Source organism: Leclercia sp. 119287 (assembly GCF_009734485.1).
In the GTDB taxonomy this organism is placed as follows: Bacteria; Pseudomonadota; Gammaproteobacteria; order Enterobacterales; family Enterobacteriaceae; genus Enterobacter; species Enterobacter adecarboxylatus_C.
The window spans coordinates 1,366,855-1,390,790 of sequence record NZ_CP046445.1; the positions used below are offsets into that span (position 1 = coordinate 1,366,855).

General features: G+C 54.7%; 20 protein-coding genes and 7 tRNA genes. 7 read left to right on the plus strand and 20 right to left on the minus strand.

Going from position 1 to position 23,936, the window contains the following annotated elements; genetic code table 11:
* Positions 1-3: 3 nt before the first annotated feature.
* The 4 genes from corC to miaB form a co-directional block, all read right to left on the minus strand.
* Positions 4-882 carry a CNNM family magnesium/cobalt transport protein CorC gene (corC, locus tag GNG27_RS06605; protein ID WP_142488683.1) on the minus strand — a complete coding sequence of 293 codons (879 nt, stop codon included), beginning with the start codon at positions 880-882 and terminating at the stop codon, positions 4-6.
* A gap of 103 nt (positions 883-985) precedes the next feature.
* Positions 986-1,453: an rRNA maturation RNase YbeY gene (gene ybeY, locus GNG27_RS06610; RefSeq protein WP_142488684.1), complete on the minus strand. Its 468-nt coding sequence runs from the start codon at positions 1,451-1,453 to the stop codon at positions 986-988.
* Complete coding sequence (locus tag GNG27_RS06615) at positions 1,450-2,496, minus strand: PhoH family protein (RefSeq protein ID WP_142488685.1); 1,047 nt, start codon at positions 2,494-2,496, stop codon at positions 1,450-1,452. The genes ybeY and GNG27_RS06615 overlap by 4 nt, the downstream gene beginning before the upstream one ends.
* 151 nt (positions 2,497-2,647) lie before the next feature.
* Positions 2,648-4,078, minus strand: a complete 1,431-nt coding sequence (gene miaB / locus GNG27_RS06620) for a tRNA (N6-isopentenyl adenosine(37)-C2)-methylthiotransferase MiaB (protein WP_156263206.1) — start codon at positions 4,076-4,078, stop codon at positions 2,648-2,650.
* 135 nt (positions 4,079-4,213) lie between these two features.
* On the opposite strand from miaB, the gene ubiF reads away from it, so the two are divergent.
* Complete coding sequence (gene ubiF / locus GNG27_RS06625; protein ID WP_156263207.1) at positions 4,214-5,389, plus strand: 3-demethoxyubiquinol 3-hydroxylase; 1,176 nt, start codon at positions 4,214-4,216, stop codon at positions 5,387-5,389.
* 95 nt (positions 5,390-5,484) lie between these two features.
* Here the strand turns inward: ubiF and GNG27_RS06630 are convergent.
* The 12 genes from GNG27_RS06630 to nagB form a co-directional block, all read right to left on the minus strand.
* A tRNA-Gln gene (locus GNG27_RS06630) sits at positions 5,485-5,559 on the minus strand.
* A gap of 38 nt (positions 5,560-5,597) precedes the next feature.
* A tRNA-Gln gene (locus GNG27_RS06635) sits at positions 5,598-5,672 on the minus strand.
* A 43-nt stretch (positions 5,673-5,715) separates the two neighbouring features.
* Positions 5,716-5,792 (minus strand) — tRNA-Met (locus GNG27_RS06640).
* Positions 5,793-5,809: 17 nt separating this feature from the next.
* Positions 5,810-5,884 (minus strand) — tRNA-Gln (locus GNG27_RS06645).
* Positions 5,885-5,917: 33 nt separating this feature from the next.
* A tRNA-Gln gene (locus GNG27_RS06650) sits at positions 5,918-5,992 on the minus strand.
* 23 nt (positions 5,993-6,015) lie between these two features.
* Positions 6,016-6,100 (minus strand) — tRNA-Leu (locus GNG27_RS06655).
* A gap of 8 nt (positions 6,101-6,108) precedes the next feature.
* Positions 6,109-6,185, minus strand: a tRNA-Met gene (locus GNG27_RS06660).
* A gap of 226 nt (positions 6,186-6,411) precedes the next feature.
* Positions 6,412-8,076, minus strand: coding sequence for an asparagine synthase B (gene asnB, locus GNG27_RS06665; protein ID WP_032617046.1), 1,665 nt, complete (start codon positions 8,074-8,076; stop codon positions 6,412-6,414).
* A 250-nt stretch (positions 8,077-8,326) separates the two neighbouring features.
* Positions 8,327-9,079, minus strand: coding sequence for a ribonucleotide monophosphatase NagD (nagD, locus tag GNG27_RS06670; RefSeq protein WP_142488689.1), 753 nt, complete (start codon positions 9,077-9,079; stop codon positions 8,327-8,329).
* A 45-nt stretch (positions 9,080-9,124) separates the two neighbouring features.
* Positions 9,125-10,345: an N-acetylglucosamine repressor gene (locus GNG27_RS06675; RefSeq protein WP_142488690.1), complete on the minus strand. Its 1,221-nt coding sequence runs from the start codon at positions 10,343-10,345 to the stop codon at positions 9,125-9,127.
* Between the two features lie 8 nt (positions 10,346-10,353).
* The gene (nagA, locus tag GNG27_RS06680; protein WP_156263208.1) at positions 10,354-11,502 is read right to left on the minus strand and encodes an N-acetylglucosamine-6-phosphate deacetylase; all 1,149 of its coding nucleotides are present in this window, start codon (positions 11,500-11,502) and stop codon (positions 10,354-10,356) included.
* 56 nt (positions 11,503-11,558) lie between these two features.
* On the minus strand, positions 11,559-12,359 hold the full coding sequence (gene nagB, locus GNG27_RS06685; protein ID WP_142488692.1) for a glucosamine-6-phosphate deaminase: 801 nt from the start codon (positions 12,357-12,359) through the stop codon (positions 11,559-11,561).
* Positions 12,360-12,683: 324 nt separating this feature from the next.
* Here nagB and nagE point away from each other — a divergent pair, with 324 nt between their 5' ends.
* From nagE to chiQ, 4 genes are all read left to right on the plus strand, one after another.
* Positions 12,684-14,705 (plus strand): N-acetylglucosamine-specific PTS transporter subunit IIBC, encoded by a 2,022-nt coding sequence (gene nagE, locus GNG27_RS06690; protein ID WP_156263209.1) that lies wholly within the window; start codon positions 12,684-12,686, stop codon positions 14,703-14,705.
* 179 nt (positions 14,706-14,884) lie between these two features.
* Complete coding sequence (gene glnS / locus GNG27_RS06695; RefSeq protein ID WP_156263210.1) at positions 14,885-16,552, plus strand: glutamine--tRNA ligase; 1,668 nt, start codon at positions 14,885-14,887, stop codon at positions 16,550-16,552.
* A gap of 434 nt (positions 16,553-16,986) precedes the next feature.
* A complete protein-coding gene (chiP, locus tag GNG27_RS06700; RefSeq protein WP_156263211.1) occupies positions 16,987-18,393 on the plus strand; it encodes a chitoporin in 1,407 nt (468 codons plus the stop codon).
* Between the two features lie 44 nt (positions 18,394-18,437).
* Positions 18,438-18,770 carry a ChiQ/YbfN family lipoprotein gene (gene chiQ, locus GNG27_RS06705; protein WP_185902341.1) on the plus strand — a complete coding sequence of 111 codons (333 nt, stop codon included), beginning with the start codon at positions 18,438-18,440 and terminating at the stop codon, positions 18,768-18,770.
* Positions 18,771-18,926: 156 nt separating this feature from the next.
* Here the strand turns inward: chiQ and fur are convergent, their stop codons facing one another.
* The 4 genes from fur to ybfF all read right to left on the minus strand — a co-directional run bounded on the left by fur (position 18,927) and on the right by ybfF (position 21,540).
* The gene (gene fur / locus GNG27_RS06710; RefSeq protein ID WP_142488696.1) at positions 18,927-19,373 is read right to left on the minus strand and encodes a ferric iron uptake transcriptional regulator; all 447 of its coding nucleotides are present in this window, start codon (positions 19,371-19,373) and stop codon (positions 18,927-18,929) included.
* 291 nt (positions 19,374-19,664) lie between these two features.
* The gene (fldA, locus tag GNG27_RS06720) at positions 19,665-20,195 is read right to left on the minus strand and encodes a flavodoxin FldA (protein WP_032617056.1); all 531 of its coding nucleotides are present in this window, start codon (positions 20,193-20,195) and stop codon (positions 19,665-19,667) included.
* 155 nt (positions 20,196-20,350) lie between these two features.
* Complete coding sequence (gene ybfE, locus GNG27_RS06725; RefSeq protein WP_142488697.1) at positions 20,351-20,638, minus strand: LexA regulated protein; 288 nt, start codon at positions 20,636-20,638, stop codon at positions 20,351-20,353.
* A gap of 128 nt (positions 20,639-20,766) precedes the next feature.
* Positions 20,767-21,540: an esterase gene (gene ybfF / locus GNG27_RS06730; RefSeq protein WP_156263212.1), complete on the minus strand. Its 774-nt coding sequence runs from the start codon at positions 21,538-21,540 to the stop codon at positions 20,767-20,769.
* Positions 21,541-21,723: 183 nt separating this feature from the next.
* On the opposite strand from ybfF, the gene seqA reads away from it, so the two are divergent.
* Both seqA and pgm read left to right on the plus strand, forming a co-directional pair.
* The gene (gene seqA / locus GNG27_RS06735) at positions 21,724-22,266 is read left to right on the plus strand and encodes a replication initiation negative regulator SeqA (RefSeq protein ID WP_142488699.1); all 543 of its coding nucleotides are present in this window, start codon (positions 21,724-21,726) and stop codon (positions 22,264-22,266) included.
* A 24-nt stretch (positions 22,267-22,290) separates the two neighbouring features.
* Positions 22,291-23,931: a phosphoglucomutase (alpha-D-glucose-1,6-bisphosphate-dependent) gene (gene pgm / locus GNG27_RS06740; protein WP_106992357.1), complete on the plus strand. Its 1,641-nt coding sequence runs from the start codon at positions 22,291-22,293 to the stop codon at positions 23,929-23,931.
* Positions 23,932-23,936 lie beyond the last annotated feature (5 nt).

Sequence of the window (23,936 nt, forward strand, 5' to 3'; positions counted from 1 at the left end):
AAATCAATCATCCAGTGTGGGTTGCGGAGCGTCGTCCGGCATTCTTACATGAACCTGAATAATACGTCGACTGTCGGCCATCGCGACCTTGAACTGGTAACCGTCTATTTCCACGGTTTCACCGCGTGCCGGAAGATGCCCAAAGGCCTGCATCACCAGCCCGCCGATGGTATCCACTTCTTCATCGCTGAAGTGGGTGCCAAAGGTGTCATTGAAGTCTTCGATTGGCGCCAGCGCACGCACGGTCCAGGTGTGGCGGCTCAGCTGACGGAAGTCGATATCCTCTTCTTCGTCATACTCGTCTTCGATTTCACCCACGATCAGTTCAAGAATATCTTCGATGGTGACCAGGCCCGAAACGCCGCCAAATTCATCGATAACAATCGCCATGTGGTAACGTTGAGAACGAAACTCTTTCAGCATGCGGTCTACCCGCTTGCTTTCCGGAACAACCACCGCCGGACGTAACACTTTTTCCATGCTGAAGGCTTCTGACTCGCTGCGCATAAACGGCAGCAGATCTTTGGCCATCAGAATTCCTTCGATGTGATCTTTGTCTTCGCTGATGACCGGGAAACGCGAGTGGGCAGACTCGATGATGACGTCGAGGCACTCTTCCAGGGTCTGGTTACGTTTCAGGGTAATCATCTGCGAGCGGGGGATCATGATATCGCGAACGCGTTGGTCTGCGATGTCCATTACCCCTTCGAGCATTTCGCGCGTATCTTCGTCGATAAGGTCGTTCTGCCCGGAGTCACGGATCAGCTCCAGAAGTTCGTCACGGTTTTTAGGTTCACCGTGGAACAGCTGGCTCAGGAGGAGGGAGAAAAATCCCTTTTTGCTGGTTGGAGTGTCGCTACTGTGTGAATTGTCGTCGCTCATGGCGTTTGTTAAGGGTTCTCATGTTGATTTAAAACTGCCGTCGCGGACCTGGGTCTGACGCGACGGCACATTATGTCAGTCCGGCGTAAAAGCGCCGAACAGACTACTCTTTCTCGGCAATGTACGGATCCTCATAGCCCAGAGCAAGCATTATCTCTGTCTCGAGGGACTCCATCTCTTCAGCTTCATCATCTTCAATATGATCGTAGCCCAGCAGATGCAGGCTTCCGTGCACCACCATGTGCGCCCAGTGGGCCTCAAGCGGTTTCTGCTGCTCTTTCGCTTCCTGCTCAACCACCTGCCGGCAGATGATCAAATCACCCAGCAGCGGCAGTTCGATGCCCGGCGGCGCTTCAAACGGGAAAGAGAGCACGTTGGTCGGCTTATCTTTCCCACGATAGGTCAGGTTCAGGTCATGACTTTCTGCTTCATCCACCAGGCGAATCGTGACTTCTGACTCTTCCTGAAACTGAGGGATGACGGCATTCAGCCACGCCTGGAACTGGCTCTCTTCCGGCAGGCCGGCGTTATCTTCACAGGCCAGCTGTAAATCGAGGATCACCTGACTCATTTCTGCTCTTGCTCCTGGGCTTCGCGTTTGCGTTCCGCTGCCTGTTCTGCTTTACGTTTTTGATCTGCTGCTTCCCACGCTTCATATGCCGTGACGATGCGGGCAACCACCGGGTGGCGCACCACGTCTTCGCTGTGGAAGAAGTTAAAGCTGATTTCGTCCACTTCGGACAATACTTCAATGGCGTGACGCAGACCTGATTTGGTGCTGCGCGGCAGGTCGACCTGGGTGATATCCCCGGTGATCACCGCTTTGGAGTTAAAACCAATACGGGTCAGGAACATCTTCATCTGTTCGATGGTGGTGTTCTGGCTCTCATCCAGAATGATGAACGCATCGTTCAGGGTACGACCGCGCATATAGGCCAGCGGAGCCACTTCGATGACGTTACGTTCAATCAGTTTTTCGACCTTCTCGAAGCCGAGCATCTCAAACAGCGCATCGTACAGCGGGCGCAGGTAAGGATCGACCTTCTGGCTCAGATCGCCAGGCAGGAAGCCCAGCTTCTCGCCCGCTTCAACGGCCGGACGGGTGAGCAGAATACGGCGGATCTCCTGGCGCTCCAGGGCATCCACGGCGGCCGCCACCGCAAGGTAGGTTTTACCGGTACCCGCCGGGCCGACGCCAAAGGTGATGTCATGATCGAGAATATTGGCGATGTACTGCGCCTGGTTTGGCGTGCGCGGCTTAATGACGCCACGCTTGGTCTGGATATGGATAGCTTTGCCGAAGTCCGGCACGCTCTCCGCGCTCTGCTCCAGCACCCGCGTTTCTTTGATCGCCAGATGAATCTGTTCCGGCTCAATATCCTGAATTTCACCGCGCATCGGGGCGGTATCAACGTACAGGCTGCGGAGGATATCCGCAGCGGCATTGACGCAAATTGCGCGTCCGGTGAGTTTGAACTGGTTATCGCGACGATTAATCTCGATACCCAGACGTCGCTCCAGTTGTTTGATGTTGTCATCAAACGGCCCGCACAGGCTCAGCAGGCGAGCGTTGTCTGCTGGCTCAAGGGTAATTTCACGTGTATCTATATTCAAACCGTTCCTCTTAATGTCCTGGATGCCATAAGGCAGTGGGTCTGTCTTAAGAAAGTATTCACGCCACAGAATAAAGGCGCAAGCATTGCGAAGGATATGGGGGAGAGAAGAGGGGAAAACAAGGCCTGCCAGAAATGACAGGCCAGAGGGATTATGGCTGATATACGCCGACACCCAGATCGCTTTCTTTACGGGTACGGGCAATCACCGACTCCGGAGATTCGACGACGCGCAGGCCCATTTCATCTTCGGTGCGCACCAGTTTTCCACGCAGGGAGTTGGTCAACACCTCAAGAATTTCAATATCAACGAACTTGCCCACCAGGTCCGGCGTACCTTCGAAGTTCACCACGCGGTTGTTCTCCGTTCGGCCAGAGAGCTGCATGATGCTCTTACGTGAAGTGCCTTCCACCAGCACGCGCTGCACGGTGCCAAGCATCCGACGGCTCCAGGCGTTAGCCTGCTGGTTGATGCGATCCTGCAGAATATATAGACGCTGCTTTTTCACCTCATCCGGCACATCGTCCACCATATCGGCAGCAGGCGTACCCGGACGGGCCGAGAAGATGAAGCTGTAGCTCACGTCGAAGTTCACATCACCAATAACCTTCATGGTGCGTTCAAAATCTTCGTCCGTTTCACCCGGGAAGCCGACGATAAAGTCAGAGCTGATCTGAATGTCCGGGCGCGCTTCACGCAGCTTGCGGATAATCGCCTTATATTCCAGCGCGGTGTGGGTGCGGCCCATCAGGTTCAGCACGCGGTCAGAACCACACTGGATCGGCAGGTGCAGGAAGCTCACCAGCTCCGGCGTATCCCGGTAGACATCAATGATGTCATCGGTGAATTCAATCGGGTGGCTGGTGGTGAAGCGAATGCGGTCGATGCCGTCAATGGCCGCCACCAGACGCAGCAGTTCAGCAAAGGAGCCGGTGCTGCCGTCGTAGTTCTCGCCGCGCCAGGCGTTCACGTTCTGGCCGAGCAGGTTCACTTCACGTACGCCCTGCGCCGCGAGCTGAGCAATTTCAAAAAGAATGTCGTCGCAAGGGCGGCTGACTTCCTCCCCGCGGGTGTAAGGCACCACGCAGTAGGTACAGTATTTGTTGCAGCCTTCCATAATGGAGACGAAGGCGGTTGGGCCATCGGCGCGCGGTTCCGGCAGACGGTCAAATTTTTCGATTTCCGGGAAGCTGACGTCGATGATCGCTTTGCGCTGGCCGGTTCCGCGCACGGAGTTGATCATCTCCGGCAGACGGTGCAGGGTCTGCGGGCCAAAAATAATATCGACGTAGTGGGCGCGCTGGCGGATCAGCTTGCCTTCCTGCGAGGCGACACAGCCGCCGACGCCGATGATCACGTCTGGTCTTTTTTGTTTGATCAGCTTCCAGCGACCTAACTGATGAAAGACTTTCTCCTGCGCCTTCTCACGGATCGAGCAGGTGTTCAGCAGCAACACGTCTGCCTCTTCCGCCACGTCGGTGAGTTGATACCCATGGGTGGCATCCAGCAGATCGGCCATCTTTGATGAATCGTACTCGTTCATCTGACAGCCCCAGGTTTTTATATGGAGTTTTTTTGTCATCGACTTGCTCGTGCTCAGGATTGCAGGGCGCGTATTGTAATGCTTTGGTGCGGTTGTGACCAGTATGAAGGTTCCCGGACTCAGGGCGAAAAAATCCGGTAAACTTAAGGGATTCTCAAATAAGGACAAATGACCATGACTATCCAACAAACCGGGATCGCCGTTGTCGGCGGCGGTATGGTCGGCGGGGCGCTGGCGCTGGGGCTGGCGCAACAGGGTTTCGACGTAACGGTTATCGAACAGGCGCCGCCGCCTGCCTTTGACGCTTCTCAGCAGCCTGATGTTCGCATCTCCGCTATCAGCGCCGCGTCGGTCGATCTGCTTCGCGGGCTGGACGTGTGGGACGCGATCCTGGCGATGCGCGCGCACCCGTATCGCCGCCTGGAGACCTGGGAGTGGGAAAATGCCCATGTGGTTTTTGACGCCGCGGAGCTCAAACTCCCCCTGCTGGGGTATATGGTTGAAAATACCGTTCTGCAGCAGGCGCTCTGGCAGGCGCTGGAGACGCATCCCAGGGTCACGCTGCGCGTCCCCGCGTCGGTGAAGCATCTGCATCGCCACAACGATCAACATCTGATTGAGCTGGATAGCGGTGAGCAGCTGGCGGTAAAACTGCTGGTGGGCGCCGACGGGGCGAATTCCCGGGTGCGGGAGCTGGCGGGGATCGGCATTCACGCCTGGCAATACCAACAATCCTGCATGCTGATTACCGTCGCCTGTGAGAACGAGCCGGGCGACAGCACCTGGCAGCACTTTACCCCGAACGGTCCGCACGCCTTTTTACCGCTGTTCGATCGCTGGGCCTCCCTGGTGTGGTACGACACCCCTGCACGTGTTCGCCAGCTACAGGGGCTGTCGATGGAACAGTTGCAGCGCGAAATTGCTCACCATTTCCCGGCACGGCTGGGTAAGGTAACGCCCGTCGCCGCGGGGGCCTTCCCGCTGACGCGTCGTCACGCCCTGCAGTACGCGCAGGAAGGGCTGGCGCTGGTCGGCGATGCTGCGCACACCATTCATCCGCTGGCGGGGCAGGGCGTTAACCTCGGCTATCGTGACGTCGACGCGCTGATAGATGTACTCACCAATGCCCGCAACCACGGCGAAGCCTGGGCCAGCCATCAGGTGCTTAAGCGGTATCAGACCCGACGGATGGCGGACAACTTCATTATGCAGTCCGGAATGGATCTGTTTTACGCCGGGTTCAGCAACGATCTGGGACCGCTGCGCGTCCTGCGTAATGTGGGGTTGATGGCGGCGCAGCGCGCGGGCGGACTGAAACGTCAGGCGCTGAAATACGCCTTAGGGCTTTAAAACTCTTGTAGGCCGGGTAAGGCGAAGCCGCCACCCGGCATGACTTTTAGAAACGCAGAAAAGCAAAAAGCTCGCCGAAGCGAGCTTTTTTAGTGTGGCTGGGGTGCAGGGATTCGAACCCCGGAATGCTGGTATCAGAAACCAGTGCCTTACCGCTTGGCGACACCCCAATGGCGTTAAACAATAAACATCTAACGACTTTTTAAATTGGCTGGGGTACGAGGATTCGAACCTCGGAATGCTGGTATCAGAAACCAGAGCCTTACCGCTTGGCGATACCCCAACAATTTTTTTAGTTTACCGACAGAATCGATAAATCACTAATATGGTGGCTACGACGGGATTCGAACCTGTGACCCCATCATTATGAGTGATGTGCTCTAACCAACTGAGCTACGTAGCCAGTACTGCTTTCTTCGATGGCTGGGGTACCTGGATTCGAACCAGGGAATGCCGGTATCAAAAACCGGTGCCTTACCGCTTGGCGATACCCCAATAACCGCGGAGAACCGCAAAATCGAAGAAATATGGCTGGGGTACCTGGATTCGAACCAGGGAATGCCGGTATCAAAAACCGGTGCCTTACCGCTTGGCGATACCCCATCCGTGCAACGCTTTTATGGGAATGGTGCGGGAGGCGAGACTTGAACTCGCACACCTTGCGGCGCCAGAACCTAAATCTGGTGCGTCTACCAATTTCGCCACTCCCGCAAAAAAGATGGTGGCTACGACGGGATTCGAACCTGTGACCCCATCATTATGAGTGATGTGCTCTAACCAACTGAGCTACGTAGCCATCTTTTTTTCGCGTTACCTTATCGGCGTTGCGGGGCGCATTATGCGTATAGACCCTTGCAGCGTCAACACCTTTTTCATCGAAAATGTCTGGAATGTGACTGTTTGGTTAGGTTGCGAACAGCGTGGCCGAATATTCGGCAATTATTGGTTATTAATCGATTTTGTCCAGCAAAACGCGAGGCAAAAAAAGAGGCCCCGAAGGGCCTCATGGCAAATTTTATTGCTTATTTATACGCAGACTGGTGCACGCCTACGGCACGGCCTGACGGATCGTTCATGGTTTTGAAGGCTTCATCCCACTCAATGGCTTTCGCAGAGGAGCAGGCGACGGAAGGGCCGCCCGGGACACACTCTGCTGCGCTTGGCAGCGGGAACAGCTCTTCGAAGATCTCACGGTACAGATAGGCTTCTTTTGAACCCGGCGTGTTGTACGGGAAGCGGAAGCTGGCGGTTTCCAGTTGTTGATCGGAAATCTGCTTCGCGGCCACCTCTTTCAGGGTATCGATCCAGCTGTAACCTACGCCGTCAGAGAACTGCTCTTTCTGACGCCAGGCCACGCTTGCCGGCAGGTAAGATTCAAAACATTCGCGCAGGATATGTTTTTCCATTTTGCCGTTGCCGCACATCTTATCCTGCGGGTTGATACGCATGGCCACGTCGAGGAATTTCTTATCCAGGAAGGGCACGCGTGCTTCCACACCCCAGGCAGACATCGCTTTGTTGGCGCGGGCGCAGTCAAACATGTGCAGCGCCTGCAGCTTACGTACCGTCTCTTCGTGCAGCTCTTTAGCGTTCGGCGCTTTATGGAAGTACAGGTAACCGCCGAACACTTCGTCAGACCCTTCGCCGGACAGCACCATTTTGATACCCATGGCTTTGATTTTACGCGACATCAGGTACATCGGCGTGGAGGCGCGGATGGTGGTCACGTCATAGGTTTCAATGTGATAGATAACGTCACGGATCGCATCCAGCCCTTCCTGCACCGTAAAGTGAATTTCATGGTGGACGGTGCCGAGATGGTTAGCCACTTCCTGTGCGGCTTTCAGATCCGGAGATCCTTCCAGACCAACGGCGAAGGAGTGCAGCTGCGGCCACCAGGCTTCGGAGCGCTCCTGATCCTCCACGCGGCGGGCGGCGTATTTTTTGGTGATCGCCGAGATCACGGACGAGTCCAGACCGCCGGAGAGCAGCACGCCATAAGGCACGTCTGACATCAGGTGGCTTTTTACCGCCTCTTCCAGCGCCTGGGTCAGCTCGACTTTGTCGGTAACGTTGTCTTTAACGGCATCGTAATCGAACCAGTCGCGTTGATAGTAAGAGCGGATCTCGCCATCTTTACTCCACAGGAAGCTCCCTGCCGGGAACTCTTTAATGGTGCGGCACACCGGCACCAGGGCTTTCATCTCTGATGCCACATAGAAGTTGCCGAATTCGTCGTGGCCCATATACAGCGGGATAATCCCGATGTGGTCGCGGCCAATCAGATACGCATCTTTTTCGCTGTCGTACAGGGCGAAGGCGAACATCCCCTGCAGCTCATCGAGGAACTCCGGGCCTTTCTCCTGATACAGGGCGAGGATCACTTCACAGTCAGAACCGGTCTGGAAGGCATAACGATCGCCGTACTCCGCACGCAGCGCCTGGTGGTTGTAGATCTCACCGTTGACCGCCAGGGCATGGGTTTTTTTCTCGTTATAGAGCGGCTGGGCACCGGCGTTAACGTCGACAATCGACAGACGTTCATGGGCCAGAATCGCTTTATCGCTGGCGTAGACACCGGACCAGTCCGGGCCGCGATGGCGCATCAGACGGGACAATTCCAGTGCTTTTTTACGCAGTTCGCCTGCGTCAGTTTTAATATCCAGTACGCCGAAAATTGAACACATAACCTTCTCCATTAACCCTGTTGCAGTGTGATGTTGCTTGCTTATGAAAATGCCGCAAAAGGGGAGGAGCGGCAAGCGTTTTGCCGGGTAAAGGAGAAAAAGTGCAATGGTCATTGCTGAATGTTGAAAAAAGCGTATGACTTGAGCTGGTTTATTGAAGATTATTCAATGAATGACGGTTTTGTTTAGATGTGACTCTGTTTTTACTACGTCAAAATGAAAAAACCACGTCCGGGGACGTGGTTTCAGGTTACAGAACGTCGATTTCCGCGACCGAGGGGTAAATCCAGCTCGGCCGGAACGGCATCGAATCAATATCATCGAGGGTCGATACCCCTGACAGCACCAGAATGGTCTCCAGCCCGGCCTGGAAGCCGGCCAGAATATCGGTGCGCAGGTTGTCACCTACAATCACCGTATCTTCCGAGTGGGCCTGCATTTTGTTGAGCGCCGCGCGAATGATCCACGGGCTTGGCTTACCGACATAAAAGGGCGTACGGCCGGAGATCTTCTCAATACCGGCACAGAGCGCGCCACAGGCCGGGTAGAAGCCGCGGCCGTGGGTATCAGGGTTGGTGGCGATAAATCGGGCACCGTTGGCGACGAAGAAGGCTGCCTTATGCATCATCTCCCAGTTATAGGAGCGTGTCTCGCCGACGATCACGAAATCGGGATTCACATCGGTGATGGTGAAGCCTGCTTTGTATAGCTCATGGATCAGCGCGCCTTCGCCCACTACATAGGCTTTTTTACCTTCCTGACGCTTCAGAAAATCTGCGGTGGCCATCGCCGAGGTATAAAACACGCTGTCGGGCACGTCGACACCGGCAGTAGCGAAGCGGTTCGCCAGATCCTGTCCGGTCTGCGACGGGAAGTTGGTGAGCAGAACCAGCGGCATGCCTTTTTCCATGATGCGGTTAAGAAATTCTGCTGCGCCCGGCACGGCAACGTTGTCGTGCATCAGCACGCCGTCGATATCACAAATAACATTCTTAATGGTCATGGACTTCCCGACATCAAAAAAAGAAGGCGTCACTATAAAACGCTGTCAGCTTTCCAGCAAACGCTGCAACAGGATACCGTTAAGCATGGCGCGTTTTACCAGCGCAAAGGCGCCGATCGCTGAACGGTCATTCAGCGCGGAGCGGACCACGGGCAGATTCTGGCGAAACGCCTTCAGCGCCTGGGTATTGATGCACCCCTCAATGGCGGGCAGCAGCACTTTTTCGGCTTCGGTAATTTCGCCCGCGATCACCACTTTTTGCGGGTTAAACAGGTTGATGGCAATGGCAATAGTTTTGCCAAGGTGACGGCCGACCTGTTCGATGACTTCGCTGGCCAGGGCGTCGCCCTTGTTGGCGGCCTTGCAGATAGCGTTGATTTTACAGTCGTCCAGCGTAATGCGGCTCTGGTAACCCTGCTCCAGCAGATGACGCACGCGCTGCTCAATGGCGGCGTTGGCAGCCACCGTTTCCAGACAGCCAAAGTTGCCGCAGTGGCAGCGCTCACCCAGCGGATCAACCTGAATGTGGCCAATCTCGCCGACGTTACCGTTACGGCCAATAAAAATGCGCCCGTTGGAGATGATCCCGGCCCCCGTCCCCCGGTGAACACGCACCAGAATAGAGTCTTCACAATCCTGGCTCGCACCAAAGTAGTGCTCCGCCAGCGCCAGGCTACGGATATCGTGGCCCACAAAGCAGGTGACGGCGAAGCGTTTTTCCAGGGCGTCGATCAGCCCCCAGTTTTCAACCTGAATATGCGGCATATAGCGGATCACGCCGCTTTCGGGGTCGACAAGCCCGGGCAGGATCACCGAAATGGCGATCAGCTCGCGGATTTTGCGTTGGCAGGACTCGATAAACAGCTCGATGGCGTTGAGCAGGGCGTGCTCAAGGGTCTCTTGCGTGCGTTCCGGCAGGGAGTAGTGCTCTTCTGCAACCGCTTTGCTGCTCAGGTCGTACAGCGTCAGGGTGGCATCATGACGTCCAAGGCGCACGCCGATGGCGTGAAAATGGCGGGTTTCGGTCACAATGGAGATCGCGCGACGGCCCCCGGTGGAGGCCTGCTGATCCACTTCTTTAATTAACCCGCGCTCAATGAGCTGGCGGGTAATTTTCGTCACGCTGGCGGGGGCAAGCTGGCTCTGTTCTGCAATCTGGATCCGCGAGATGGGTCCATGCTGGTCAATCAGTCGATATACCGCCGCACTGTTCAGCTGCTTTACCAGATCAACGTTACCAATTTGAGCTTGTCCGCCAGGTGTCATACGTTTACTTACTCTGTGACGACCTCGTTACCATTAACGATGGTCTTGATGATTTTATAATCGTGTGTGAATGCGGTGAGGTTAGCCACCATGCCAGGTGCAATACTGCCCAGCTGCTTGTCCACGCCAATCGCACGTGCCGGGTAGAGGGTTGCCATACGCAACACTTCATCCAGAGCAATGCTGCAATGTTCCACCAGATTGCGCACGCCTTCGATCATGGTCAGGGCCGAACCGCTTAAGGTTCCGTTCTCATCCACACACAGTCCATTCCGGTAGTATATTGTTTTACCAGCAAAAATGAACTGTTCAATATTTGCCCCCGCCGGTGCCGTGGCATCTGTGACCAGACACAGCTTGTCGCCTTTCAGGCGTTTGGCGTTACGCACGTTGGCATAATCTACGTGTAACCCGTCGGCAATGATGCCGCAATAGACGTCCGGCTCATCGAAGATCGCCCCGGTCAGACCCGGCTCACGCCCGGTGATGTACGGCATGGCGTTATAAAGATGGGTAGCAAAGGTGATACCGGCCCGGAAGCCAACTTTGGCCTCTTTCAGCGTGGCGTTGGAGTGCCCGGCTGAAACCACAATTCCTGCGCCCGCCAGCTTGCCGATGACCTCTGGATCGACCATTTCTGGCGCCAGGGTCACTTTGGTGATCACATCCGCGTTGGCACAGAGGAAATCGACCAGCTCGCCGTCAGGTTTACGCACGAAGCTCGGGTTATGGGTGCCTTTCTTGACGATATTCAGCCACGGACCTTCAAGGTGCAGGCCCAGCGCCTGGTGCGGGTATTTCGCCAGGTATTCACGCATCACGCGAATGCCCTGTTTCATCAGATCGTCGCTGGTGGTGATCAGCGTTGGCAGATAGCTGGTGCAGCCCGATCTTTCGTTGGCGCGCTGCATAATCTCCAGCGTCTCAACCGTGACGGCATCCGCTGTATCATTGAACTGCACGCCGCCACAGCCGTTAAGCTGTACGTCGATAAAACCGGGGGAGAGGATTGCCCCATTGAGCGAGCGTTGTTCTATTTCCGTCGGCAGTTCGGCCAGCGGGCAGACACGTTCAATCAGGCCATTTGCGATCACAATCGCATGGTCATCCAGAATTTCATGGCCGGTATAAATCCGACCGTGGGTTAAAGCGTACATAACGACCCCCGGTATAAAAATAGCATCCCGCCTCTGCAAACAGAGGCGGCGTTACATTACAGACCTTTAATGTTTTCTGCTTCTAATTCGTTGAAATATTTCAACGTCTTCACTTTCAGTTCCATCGTGGACGGCTCATCGCACACCACTACCGCTTTCGGATGCAGCTGCAGGCAGCTGATGGTCCACATGTGGTTGACGTTGCCTTCAACGGCCGCCTGTAGCGCCTGCGCTTTCACGCCGCCCAGCACCAGAATCATCACTTCTTCCGCGTCCAGCAGGGTACCCACACCAACGGTCAGGGCGTATTTTGGCACCTGGTTCACGTCGCCATCAAAGAAACGCGAGTTTGCCACACGGGTGTCATGGGTCAGGGTTTTGATACGGGTACGGGACGCCAGAGACGAGGCCGGTTCGTTAAATGCGATATGACCGTCGTTGCCCACGCCACCCATGAACAGGTGAATTTTGCCGTAAGCGCGAATTTTTTCTTCATAATGACGGCATTCAGCATCGATATCCGGCGCATTACCATCCAGCAGGTTAATATTTCCCGGCTGAATATCAATGTGATCAAAGAAATTACGGTGCATGAAGCTATGGTAGCTTTCCGGATGATCTTTTGGCAGGCCAACGTACTCATCCATGTTGAAAGTGACAACATGTTCGAAACTTACCTGGCCCGCTTTATGCATCTCAACCAATGCTTTATAGGCAGTAAGAGGTGTGCCACCGGTTGGCAGGCCGAGCACAAAAGGACGATCGGCAGTCGGTTTAAACGCATTGATACGGTTTACAATATGGCGGGCAGCCCATTTACCGACTTGTTCTGCAGTTGCCAGGGGGATCAGTCTCATTATTCACCTCTAAAGATTTCATAAAAGATGGCGGATTGCTTGTCCGGGTATGATTAAGACTAACCTGGTTCACACCGAGAGGGGGCAATTCGTCTTGATTTTTCGTATCATAAAATAAGTTTTGGCAGTTTGCCAGTGCAGGGGAGGGTGATAAACAATATTTGGTGACAAAACTCACAAAAAGTACGCGTTTAATTTGCGATACGAATTAATTTTCCACACACTCAGTCAGCCAGTGAATCATCAACTGTATTTACAAGTTAGTGACACAATAAAAACACAGCTGAGAACACACCGTTAACGGGGTCTCATAGGGGGAACAAATTGAGCATTTTAGGTTACTTACAAAAGGTTGGCCGCGCCTTAATGGTGCCGGTCGCCACGCTGCCAGCGGCAGCAATACTGATGGGTGTCGGGTACTGGATTGACCCTGTGGGTTGGGGTGGGGACAACGCGTTAGCGGCGTTCTTCATTAAGTCCGGTTCTGCCATTATCGATAACATGTCCGTACTGTTTGCCATTGGTGTGGCTTATGGTATGTCCAAAGATAAAGACGGTGCTGCGGCACTGACCGGTTTCGTGGGCTTCCTTGTGTTGACCACGCTCTGCTCCCCGGCTGCGGTTTCCATGATCCAGAAGATCCCTGCGGACCAGGTTCCGGCAGCCTTCGGTAAGATCAGCAACCAGTTCGTGGGTATCCTGGTGGGTATCATCTCCGCTGAACTGTACAACCGCTTCAGTAGCGTTGAGTTGCCAAAAGCACTCTCCTTCTTCAGCGGTCGTCGTCTGGTGCCGATTCTGACCTCCTTTGTGATGATTGTTGTCGCTTTCATCCTGATGTACATCTGGCCGGTGATCTTCGACGGTCTGGTGAACTTCGGTGAGCACATCCAGAAGCTGGGTTCCGTCGGTGCGGGCGTGTATGCGTTCTTCAACCGTCTGCTGATCCCGGTCGGTCTGCACCACGCCCTGAACTCCGTGTTCTGGTTTGACGTTGCGGGCATTAACGATATCCCTAACTTCCTCGGCGGCGCACAGTCCATCGAAGCAGGTAAAGCGGTTGTGGGTATCACCGGTCGTTATCAGGCGGGCTTCTTCCCGATTATGATGTTCGGTCTGCCGGGTGCGGCGCTGGCTATCTACCACTGCGCGCGTCCAGAGAACAAAGCAAAAGTGCTGGGTATCATGATGGCGGGCGCATTCGCGGCCTTCTTCACCGGTATCACCGAACCGCTGGAATTCTCCTTCATGTTCGTTGCCCCGGTACTGTACGTCATCCACGCCGTGCTGACCGGTATCTCCGTGTTCATCGCCGCAAGCATGCAGTGGATTGCCGGCTTTGGCTTCAGTGCGGGCCTGGTGGATATGGTACTGTCGTCCCGTAACCCACTGGCGGTTCACTGGTACATGCTGATCCTGCAGGGTCTGGCCTTCTTCGTGATCTACTACGTGGTATTCCGCTTCACCATCACCAAATTCAACCTGATGACTCCGGGTCGCGAGCTGGCTGTCGCCGGTAGCGAAGCGGATGGTCAGGACGTGAACGTGAGCGGCACCGCGACGGAAGACGTTTCCGGCCTGGCGCGTCAGTACATCGCGGCAGTCGGCGGTTCAGACAACCTGACCGGTATTGATGCCTGCATCACCCGTCTGCGTCTGAACGTGAAAGACTCTTCTCTGGTTAACGAAGCAATGGCGAAACGCCTGGGTGCGTCTGGCGTGATCCGCCTGAACAAAACCAGCGTTCAGATTATCGTCGGCTTTGTGGCCGAGAAAATCGCCAACGCAATGAAAACCACCGGTCCGGTTGCCGCTGCTGAAGCGACATCTGCGCCAGCCGCTGCGCCTGCTGCGGTCAAGCCACAGGCTGTTGCCAATGCCACCACCATCGCTGCGCTGGTTTCGCCAGTGACCGGGGAAGTGATTGCTCTGGAGCAGGTGCCTGATGAAGCCTTTGCCAGCAAAGCAGTGGGCGATGGCGTAGCGGTGAAACCAACGGATAAAACCGTGGTCTCTCCGGCAGCCGGTACTATCGTCAAGATCTTTAACACCAACCACGCGTTCTGCCTGGAAACAGAGAAAGGCGCGGAGATCGTTGTCCATATGGGTATCGATACCGTTGCGCTGGGTGGCCAGGGCTTCAAACGCCTGGTTGAAGAGGGGGCAGAAGTGGTTGCCGGTCAGCCGGTTCTGGAAATGGATCTCGACTACCTGAACGCCAATGCCCGCTCCATGATCAGCCCGGTGGTCTGCAGCAATATCGACGACTTCAGCGGCCTGGTGGTCAAGGCGCAGGGTCAGGTTGTTGCCGGTCAGACACCACTGTATGAAATTAAAGGCAAATAAGTGCTCCTGAGTCAGCGTTAATGCCTGAGCGGCGGGGATATCCCCGCCGCTTTTTTTTGCAGCAATCGCCCCGATTATTCTCTTCAGAGACCTTTTTTTGCGTAACTAAAGGTTGTCACTACGCCCGGCTTATAAGATCATATGCCGTTATACGTCGTTTACGCTTTGAGGAATCCACGATGAGTGAGGCTGAAGCCCGCCCGAGCAACTTTATCCGTCAGATCATTGATGAAGATCTGGCCACCGGTAAGCACACTACCGTTCACACCCGTTTCCCGCCGGAGCCGAACGGCTACCTGCACATTGGTCATGCGAAATCGATCTGCCTGAACTTCGGCATCGCGCAGGACTACCAGGGTCAATGCAACCTGCGTTTCGATGACACCAACCCGGTGAAAGAAGATATCGAATACGTAGAGTCCATTAAGAACGACGTGCAATGGTTGGGCTTCAACTGGTCTGGCGACATCTGCTACTCCTCTGACTATTTTGATCAGCTGTACGCTTATGCCGTTGAGCTGATCAACAAAGGCCTGGCCTACGTTGACGAGCTTTCCGCTGACGAAATCCGCGAATACCGCGGGTCGTTGACCGCGCCGGGTAAAAACAGCCCGTACCGCGATCGCAGCGCAGAAGAGAACCTGGCGCTGTTTGAAAAAATGCGTGCCGGTGGCTTCGAAGAGGGTAAAGCCTGTCTGCGTGCCAAAATCGATATGGCCTCGCCGTTTATCGTGATGCGCGACCCGGTGCTGTACCGCATTAAGTTTGCCGATCACCACCAGACCGGCAGCAAGTGGTGCATCTACCCTATGTATGACTTCACTCACTGCATCAGCGATGCGCTGGAAGGCATTACCCACTCGCTCTGTACCCTTGAGTTCCAGGATAACCGTCGCCTGTATGACTGGGTGCTGGATAACATCTCTATTCCAGTGCATCCGCGTCAGTACGAGTTCTCTCGTCTGAATCTGGAATACACCGTGATGTCCAAGCGTAAGCTGAACCTGCTGGTGACCGACAAGCACGTTGAAGGCTGGGATGACCCGCGTATGCCGACCATTTCCGGTCTGCGTCGTCGTGGCTATACCGCCGCCTCCATCCGTGAGTTCTGCAAACGCATTGGCGTGACCAAGCAGGACAACACCATTGAGATGGCGTCACTGGAATCCTGTATCCGTGAAGATCTGAATGACAATGCCCCGCGCGCCATGGCGGTTATCGATCCGGTGAAACTGGTTATCGAAAACTACCCGCAGGGCGAAAGCGAGCTGGTGACCATGCCGAATCATCCGAGCAAACCGGAGATGGGCAGCCGTGACGTGCCGTTCAGCGGCGAAATCTGGATCGATCGCGCTGACTTCCGTGAAGAAGCCAACAAGCAGTACAAACGTCTGGTGATGGGCAAAGAAGTGCGCCTGCGTAATGCCTACGTGATCAAAGCCGAGCGTGTCGAGAAAGACGCCGAAGGCAACATCACCACCATCTTCTGCACCTACGATGCTGAGACCCTGAGCAAGGATCCGGCCGACGGTCGCAAGGTGAAGGGCGTTATTCACTGGGTGAGCGCGGCACATGCGCTGCCGGTTGAAATCCGCCTGTACGATCGTCTGTTCAGCGTGCCAAACCCGGGTGCCGCAGAGGACTTCCTGGAAGTGATTAATCAGGATTCACTGGTGATCAAGCAGGGCTTTGCCGAGCCGTCCCTGAAAGCTGCCGTTGCTGGTCACGCGTATCAGTTCGAGCGCGAAGGCTACTTCTGCCTCGACAGCCGCTATGCTACTGCCGACAAACTGGTATTTAACCGTACCGTCGGTCTGCGTGATACCTGGGCGAAAGCGGGCGAGTAATCTCTTTCTCCTTTTAAAAACGCCGCGTATGCGGCGTTTTTTTTGCCTGACCATTATGCCCTTAACCCTTTAAATCTTCGCGTTGCGAATTAATTATGTTTCTTAAAACGGTTTGCTTTCTCTTCCCTTTCGCAAATTAACCATCATCGATACCAGATGCGCTGTTTAATTATTATTAATTAAAAATAAATCACTCATTCTGAATATTATTTTAAATAAATATTCTTCCCCATTGGCTTTGTTACAAACCGCAACCAAATATGTGCGCTTTGTCATAATCCTGACTTTTGATCGCTGAAAAGCATTGATAATTCGCGTCGCGAAAAATAGTCTAAGGACAGGAGATGTAAGCGGGTATTTCCGGTTGCCTCCACTTTTTACTTTTTTGTTTTTCGCCGTTTAAGGCGCTTTTAATACGTCAAAGAGGATTAATTATGCGTACGTTTAGTGGCAAACGTAGTGCGCTTGCGCTGGCTATCGTCGGTGTTACAGCAATGTCAGGCTGGATGGTTTCTCCGAAAGCCCAGGCCGAAGGTTTCATCGATGATTCAACCCTCACGGGCGGTGTCTATTACTGGCAGCGTGAACGTGACCGCAAAGATGTCGATGCAGACAAATATAAAACCAACCTGGCTCACTCCACCTGGAACGCCAACCTTGATTTCCAGTCCGGCTATGCCGCCGATATGTTTGGTCTTGATCTGGCTGCGTTCACTGCTATCGAAATGGCGGAAAACGGCGACAGCGGCCACCCGAACGAAATTGCCTTCTCCTCCAGCAATAAAGCCTATAAAGAGGACTGGTCCGGTGATAAGAGCGGGATCAGCCTGTACAAAGCGGCAGCAAAATTCAAATACGGCCCGGCCTGGGCACGCGGTGGCTGGCTCCAGCCAACCGGTCAAACCCTGCTAGCGCCGCACTGGAGCTTTATGCCGGGTACCTATCAGGGTGCCGAAGCCGGAGCCAACTTTGACTACGGCGATAGCGGTGCGTTGAGTTTCTCTTACATGTGGACCAACGAGTATAAAGCGCCGTGGCACCTCGAGATGGACAAGTTCTATCAGAATGACAGAAAAACCCGCGTCGACTATCTCCACTCCTTCGGCGCGAAGTACGATTTCAAAAATAACCTGATTCTGGAAGCCGCGTTTGGCCAGGCTGAAGGCTTCATCGATCAGTACTTTGCCAAAGCCAGCTACAAGCTTGATATCGTGGGCGGCCCGCTCTCCACTACCTATCAGTTCTACGGCACGCGTGATAAAGCCGACAGCGGCACCGTAAACGATATCTACGACGGTACGGCCTGGCTGCAGGCGCTGACGTTGGGCTACAAGGTCGGTCAGGTCGATTTACGTCTGGAAGGAACTTACGTCAAGGCTGAAGGCCAGCAGGGCTACTTCCTGCAGCGTATGACCCCAACCTACGCGTCATCCAACGGTCGTCTGGACGTATGGTGGGATAACCGCTCCGACTTTAACGCCAACGGCGAAAAGGCGGTCTTCTTCGGGGCCATGTATGACCTGAGTAACTTGAACCTGGCGGGCTGGAGCGTCGGCGCGTCTTATGTCTACGCCTGGGATGCGAAACCGGCAGACTGGTTAATCAACAGCGCCGGTCAGCGTGAAGATATCGCCTCCAACAAGATCAAGGAATCTGCCTACAGCCTGGATGCGATCTACACCCTGCAGGATGGGCGCGCAAAAGGGACCATGTTCAAACTGCACTTCACGCAGTATGACAACCACTCCGATATCCCAAGCTACGGCGGCGGCTACGGCAACATCTTCCAGGATGAGCGTGACGTGAAGTTCATGGTTATCGCCCCGTTCACCATCTTCTGATGACAATCCGGGCGGGGGCGCTCCCCGCCTGACTGGAGACCGCTATGCTGAAAAAAATCGTACTGGTCGCGGTGCTGGCATCAGGACTGGCCGCCTGCGCACAACCACAGACCCAGAAAGAAGATACCCGTCTGAAAGAGGCCTACAGCGCGTGCATCAATACCGCTGAAGGTTCGCCAGAAAAGATCGAAGCCTGTCAAAGCGTGCTGGACGTGCTGCGCCAGGAGAAGGCGCACGAACAGTTTGCGGCCCAGGAAACCGTCCGGGTGGCGGATTATCAGGCCTGTATCCAGGCGCGTAAAACGGGTAACAATCAGGACGTGACCAAAAACTGCGATAAAATCTGGCAGGAAATCCGCAGTAATAACGCGAAGTAATCAGCTGTTTGCCATGCCCGGTGGCGCTATGCTTACCGGGCCTACGGGTAATTTCACCCTTGTAGGCCCGTGTAAGCGCAGCGCCACCGGGCTTTTTTACAGGATGGCAGGCAAAAAAAAGCCAACCGTCAGGTTGGCTCAGAGTCTATGCAGAGATTACTTCGCGTCGTGCGCGTGGTCATCTTCGCGGCAGTCGCCTTCGGCACAGTGGCCATACAGGTACAGACTGTGGTTGGTCAGACGAATGCCATGACGTGCGGCAATTTCGCGCTGACGTAATTCGATGGAATCATCGCTGAATTCGATCACTTTGCCGCAGTCGAGGCAAATCAGGTGATCGTGGTGGTGCTGCTGCGTCAGTTCAAATACGGATTTACCGCCTTCGAAATTATGACGCGTAACGATGCCTGCATCGTCGAACTGGTTCAGTACACGGTAAACGGTAGCCAGACCAATTTCTTCGCCCATGTCGATCAGACGCTTGTATAAGTCTTCCGCACTGACATGATGGTTATCCGGACCCTGAAGTACTTCCAGGATTTTTAACCGTGGAAGCGTGACTTTCAGTCCGGCCTTCTTTAATGCGGTGTTGTTGTCAGTCATGCGGAATCTGTCCTGTTGCTAAACGATTCACTTCTAAAGAAGAAGTGACAGAAAATGCACCTGGGATAATGCGTCTCATTATAGAACTGCCATGACGTAATGAAAACTGCAAGTCTCAAGTAAAGTATGCTTATAAAAACGTGGTACCGCCAACAAAGTTGTTACAAGGTTCCCCGTTTACTCCTGGATCATTGTACAGGTATGGCAGCGAAAGTTAAAAATTTGTAGCAATTATTTTGATTGGAATTACCTATCGATGCGGCGCAACTTTAGCGTTGCGCCGCGACATCATCAGGCGTTGAGGATGGCGTCGAGGTGCAGCTCTTCGCGGATCTGTTTAACCCATTTGTCCACGCGTTCAGCGGTCAGTTCTGGCTGGCGATCTTCGTCGATGGCGAGACCGACAAAGTTGTTGTCGTCGGCCAGACCTTTAGAAGCTTCGAAGTGGTAACCGGCGGTTGGCCAGTGACCAACAATCACCGCGCCGCGTGGCTCAATGATGTCGCGAATGGTGCCGAGGGCGTCGCAGAAGTACTCTGCGTAATCTTCCTGATCGCCGCAGCCGAACAGGGCAACCAGCTTGCCGTTGAAGTCGATCTCTTCCAGAGACGGGAAGAAGTCGTCCCAGTCACACTGCGCTTCACCGTAATACCAGGTCGGGATGCCCAGCAGCAGAATATCGTAACCTTCGATATCTTCTTTGCTGCTTTTCGCAATGTCATGCACATCGGCAACGTCTTTACCTAACTGTTTTTGAATGTTTTTTGCGATATTTTCGGTGTTACCCGTGTCGCTGCCGAAAAAAATGCCGATGATTGCCATGAGTAAAATAACCTCTTGATACTTAATGGTATGGTGGCGCAATTTAGCCACGGATAAGGGCAATCATAGCAGAACAGAGAAGCCTGCGGAAACTGCTATCACGCAGGACTGCACTCTGTGCTACATGAAAGCAACAAGAAGGGGAGTTTTCTGACTTACGCTTTGCCGTGCCATTTATCGAGCTGCGAAATCAGCATCTCTTCGATAAGCTCACTGCGGCTGATCTCCCGGGCATTCGCCAGCTCATTCAGCGCATCGACGGCTTCAGCATTCAGTTTCAGCTCGACGCGTTTAAGCCCACGACTTTTATCGCGTTTAAGCTGATTGCGCTTATTAATGCGCAGCTGTTCATCACGCGAAAGCGGATTGGTTTTCGGTCGTCCCGGGCGACGCTCATTCGCGAACAGATCTATTGTCGTGCGGTCCGTGTGTTCTTTGGCCATGATTCTGAGACTTCGGGGGAAACAAGACACCCTGCTAATGCCCGGGCGATAAGCGCGCCATCATACATCACCGAAAACGGCACGCCAACGACTGGAGGCCTGCCGGCGACCAGTCGCTCTCTTTTTAATCAATTATTGATGTCAGCGAGGTAACGGCGGATAGCGCGCAGCACCGCGTCAGGTTTTTCAGCATGAACCCAGTGTCCGGCTCCGGCAATGACATGCGCTTTGGCCTGAGGGAATTGCGCCAGCAGCGCATCGCGGTACGCTTCGGTGACATACGGGGAATTGCCGCCAGTGATGAACAGGGTAGAGTGCGGCCACGCCGGGACCGCCTGCCAGCCGACGATCTGGTCATACTGATCCCACAGTACCGGCACGTTGAAGCGCCACTCGCCGTCAACGAAGGATTTCAGCAGGAACTGCACCACGCCTTCTTCATCCAGATGTTCACGCATCAGCGCCGCGGCCTGCTGGCGAGTGCTGACGCCGGCGTCCGTGACGGCGTTAATGGCGGCGAAGATCTCATCGTGGCGACGGACGTCATAATCCACAGGCGCGACGTCGATCGCTACCAGGCCGGCAATTCGCTCTGGCGCAATTGCCGTCAGCGCCATCACCGCTTTGCCGCCCATTGAGTGACCAATCAGGATCGCCTTTTCAATCTTGTGTTCATCCAGCGTATCCAGCAGATCCTGAGCCATATCGGCGTAGGTCATCTGCGGCGAGCGCGGCGACAGACCGTGGTTGCGCATATCCACCTGCAGCAGCGCGTGGTCGGTCACCAGATCCCGTGCCAGCACGCCAAGGTTATCCAGGCTGCCAAACAGGCCATGCACCAGGACGATGGGAGAATTATTGTGCGGCGATTGTGCAGATTGCGCTCGGGTATTCAATTTCATGGCAAAGTTCTTTTTTTACGTATGTCAGGTTAGGGTATCATGTTGACCATTCTGCCGCCCGGCTGCAAGGAAACAGTTAAATCTGACTTTTGCCGCCATTCTGGCTTGACGCTATCCGCTGTTGGGTTTTGACCTTATACTCCCAACGACTTGTATTCAGATAAGATATCGCACTGGATTAAGATGAAAACAATCGAAGTTGATGACGAGCTTTATCAGTATATCGCCAGCCAGACGCGGCACATTGGTGAGAGCGCGTCCGACATTTTACGGCGCATGCTGAAAATTGCCGCCGCCTCGCAGTCTGCCGCTCCGGCCATCAAAGAGACGCGCCAGCCAGCTGCTGTCGCGCAGGAAAAGCCGCTGTCGCCGGTAAAAGACAAAGTGCGTGCGATGCGCGAATTGCTGCTTTCTGACGAATACGCTGAGCAGAAGAAAGCAGTTAACCGCTTTATGCTGGTGCTGACTACACTCTATTCACTGGATAACAACGCGTTTGCCGACGCGACTGAGTCACTTCACGGTCGCACCCGCGTCTATTTCGCGGCTGATGAGCAAACGCTGTTACAGAATGGCAATCAAACTAAGCCCAAGCACCTGCCTGGTACACCGTACTGGGTGATCACCAATACCAATACCGGACGCAAGCGCAGCATGATCGAACATATCATGCAATCCATGCAGTTCCCGGCGGAATTGACTGATAAGGTTTGCGGCACTATCTAACCCTTGCATCAGAAGGACCAGGCAATGGCAAATCACAATCGTGCGGGTCAACCTGCACAACAGAGCGATTTGATTAACGTCGCCCAGCTTACCGCGCAGTACTATGTGCTGAAGCCGGAAGTGGGTAACGCAGAACACGCAGTGAAGTTTGGTACATCCGGGCACCGCGGCAGTGCGGTACGCCACAGCTTTAACGAGCCGCATATTCTGGCCATTGCTCAGGCCATCGCGGAAGAGCGCGCCAAAAATGGCATCACCGGTCCGTGCTACGTCGGTAAAGATACCCACGCCCTGTCAGAGCCTGCCTTTATTTCCGTACTGGAAGTGCTGGCGGCCAACGGCGTGGACGTCGTGATTCAGGAAAACAACGGCTATACGCCGACCCCTGCGGTCTCTAACGCCATTCTGGTGCATAACCAGAAAGGTGGCGCGCAGGCGGATGGTATTGTGATCACGCCATCCCACAACCCGCCGGAAGATGGCGGCATCAAATACAACCCACCGAACGGCGGCCCGGCTGACACCAACGTCACCAAAGTGGTGGAAGATCGTGCCAACGCCCTGCTGGCCGACGGCCTGAATGGCGTGAAGCGCATTTCCCTGGACGAGGCGATGGCCTCCGGCCACGTGAAAGAGCAGGATCTGGTGCAGCCGTTCGTTGAAGGGCTGGCGGATATCGTCGATATGGCGGCGATCCAGAAAGCCGGTCTGAAGCTGGGCGTTGACCCGCTCGGCGGTTCTGGTATCGAATACTGGAAACGTATTGCCGAGCACTACAAGCTGGATCTGACCATCGTTAACGATCACGTCGATCAGACCTTCCGCTTTATGCACCTCGATAAAGACGGCGCGATCCGTATGGACTGCTCCTCCGAGTGTGCGATGGCCGGCCTGCTGGCGCTGCGCGACAAGTTTGACCTCGCCTTCGCTAACGACCCGGATTACGACCGTCACGGCATCGTCACCCCGGCGGGCCTGATGAACCCGAACCACTATCTGGCGGTAGCGATCAACTATCTGTTCCAGCACCGTCCACAGTGGGGCGCAGAGGTTGCGGTGGGTAAAACCCTGGTCTCCTCCGCCATGATCGACCGCGTGGTTAACGACCTGGGCCGCAAGCTGGTGGAAGTGCCTGTTGGCTTCAAGTGGTTTGTTGACGGTCTGTTCGACGGCAGCTTTGGCTTTGGCGGCGAAGAGAGCGCGGGGGCTTCCTTCCTGCGCTTCAACGGTACGCCGTGGTCAACCGACAAAGACGGCATCATCATGTGCCTGCTGGCGGCGGAAATCACTGCCGTCACCGGTAAGAACCCGCAGGAGCACTACAACGAGCTGGCAGCCCGTTTCGGGGCCCCGAGCTACAATCGTCTGCAGGCTTCTGCCACTTCTGCCCAGAAAGCGGCGCTGTCTAAGCTGTCGCCAGAGATGGTCAGCGCCAGCACCCTGGCGGGCGATCCGATCACTGCCCGTCTGACGGCAGCACCGGGTAACGGTGCGTCCATTGGCGGCCTGAAGGTGATGACCGAGAACGGCTGGTTCGCAGCGCGTCCATCCGGCACCGAAGATGCGTACAAAATCTACTGTGAAAGCTTCCTCGGCGACGAACACCGTCAGCTGATCGAGAAAGAAGCGGTGGAGATTGTGAGTGAAGTGCTGAAAAACGCGTAATCATC

Bases quoted from the DNA above. Each gene is read 5' to 3' on its own strand.
- nagA (WP_156263208.1), bottom strand. From the start codon at position 11,502: ATGTACGCTTTAACCCACGGTCGGATTTATACCGGCCATGAAATTCTG.
- chiQ (WP_185902341.1), top strand. From the start codon at position 18,438: ATGCTGAAAAAAATCGTACTGGTCGCGGTGCTGGCATCAGGACTGGCC.
- GNG27_RS06675 (WP_142488690.1), bottom strand. From the start codon at position 10,345: ATGACACCTGGCGGACAAGCTCAAATTGGTAACGTTGATCTGGTAAAG.
- pgm (WP_106992357.1), top strand. From the start codon at position 22,291: ATGGCAAATCACAATCGTGCGGGTCAACCTGCACAACAGAGCGATTTG.
- nagD (WP_142488689.1), bottom strand. From the start codon at position 9,079: ATGACCATTAAGAATGTTATTTGTGATATCGACGGCGTGCTGATGCAC.
- ybfF (WP_156263212.1), bottom strand. From the start codon at position 21,540: ATGAAATTGAATACCCGAGCGCAATCTGCACAATCGCCGCACAATAAT.
- ybeY (WP_142488684.1), bottom strand. From the start codon at position 1,453: ATGAGTCAGGTGATCCTCGATTTACAGCTGGCCTGTGAAGATAACGCC.
- fur (WP_142488696.1), bottom strand. From the start codon at position 19,373: ATGACTGACAACAACACCGCATTAAAGAAGGCCGGACTGAAAGTCACG.
- seqA (WP_142488699.1), top strand. From the start codon at position 21,724: ATGAAAACAATCGAAGTTGATGACGAGCTTTATCAGTATATCGCCAGC.
- asnB (WP_032617046.1), bottom strand. From the start codon at position 8,076: ATGTGTTCAATTTTCGGCGTACTGGATATTAAAACTGACGCAGGCGAA.
- ubiF (WP_156263207.1), top strand. From the start codon at position 4,214: ATGACTATCCAACAAACCGGGATCGCCGTTGTCGGCGGCGGTATGGTC.
- corC (WP_142488683.1), bottom strand. From the start codon at position 882: ATGAGCGACGACAATTCACACAGTAGCGACACTCCAACCAGCAAAAAG.
- fldA (WP_032617056.1), bottom strand. From the start codon at position 20,195: ATGGCAATCATCGGCATTTTTTTCGGCAGCGACACGGGTAACACCGAA.
- nagB (WP_142488692.1), bottom strand. From the start codon at position 12,359: ATGAGACTGATCCCCCTGGCAACTGCAGAACAAGTCGGTAAATGGGCT.
- ybfE (WP_142488697.1), bottom strand. From the start codon at position 20,638: ATGGCCAAAGAACACACGGACCGCACGACAATAGATCTGTTCGCGAAT.
- chiP (WP_156263211.1), top strand. From the start codon at position 16,987: ATGCGTACGTTTAGTGGCAAACGTAGTGCGCTTGCGCTGGCTATCGTC.
- miaB (WP_156263206.1), bottom strand. From the start codon at position 4,078: ATGACAAAAAAACTCCATATAAAAACCTGGGGCTGTCAGATGAACGAG.
- glnS (WP_156263210.1), top strand. From the start codon at position 14,885: ATGAGTGAGGCTGAAGCCCGCCCGAGCAACTTTATCCGTCAGATCATT.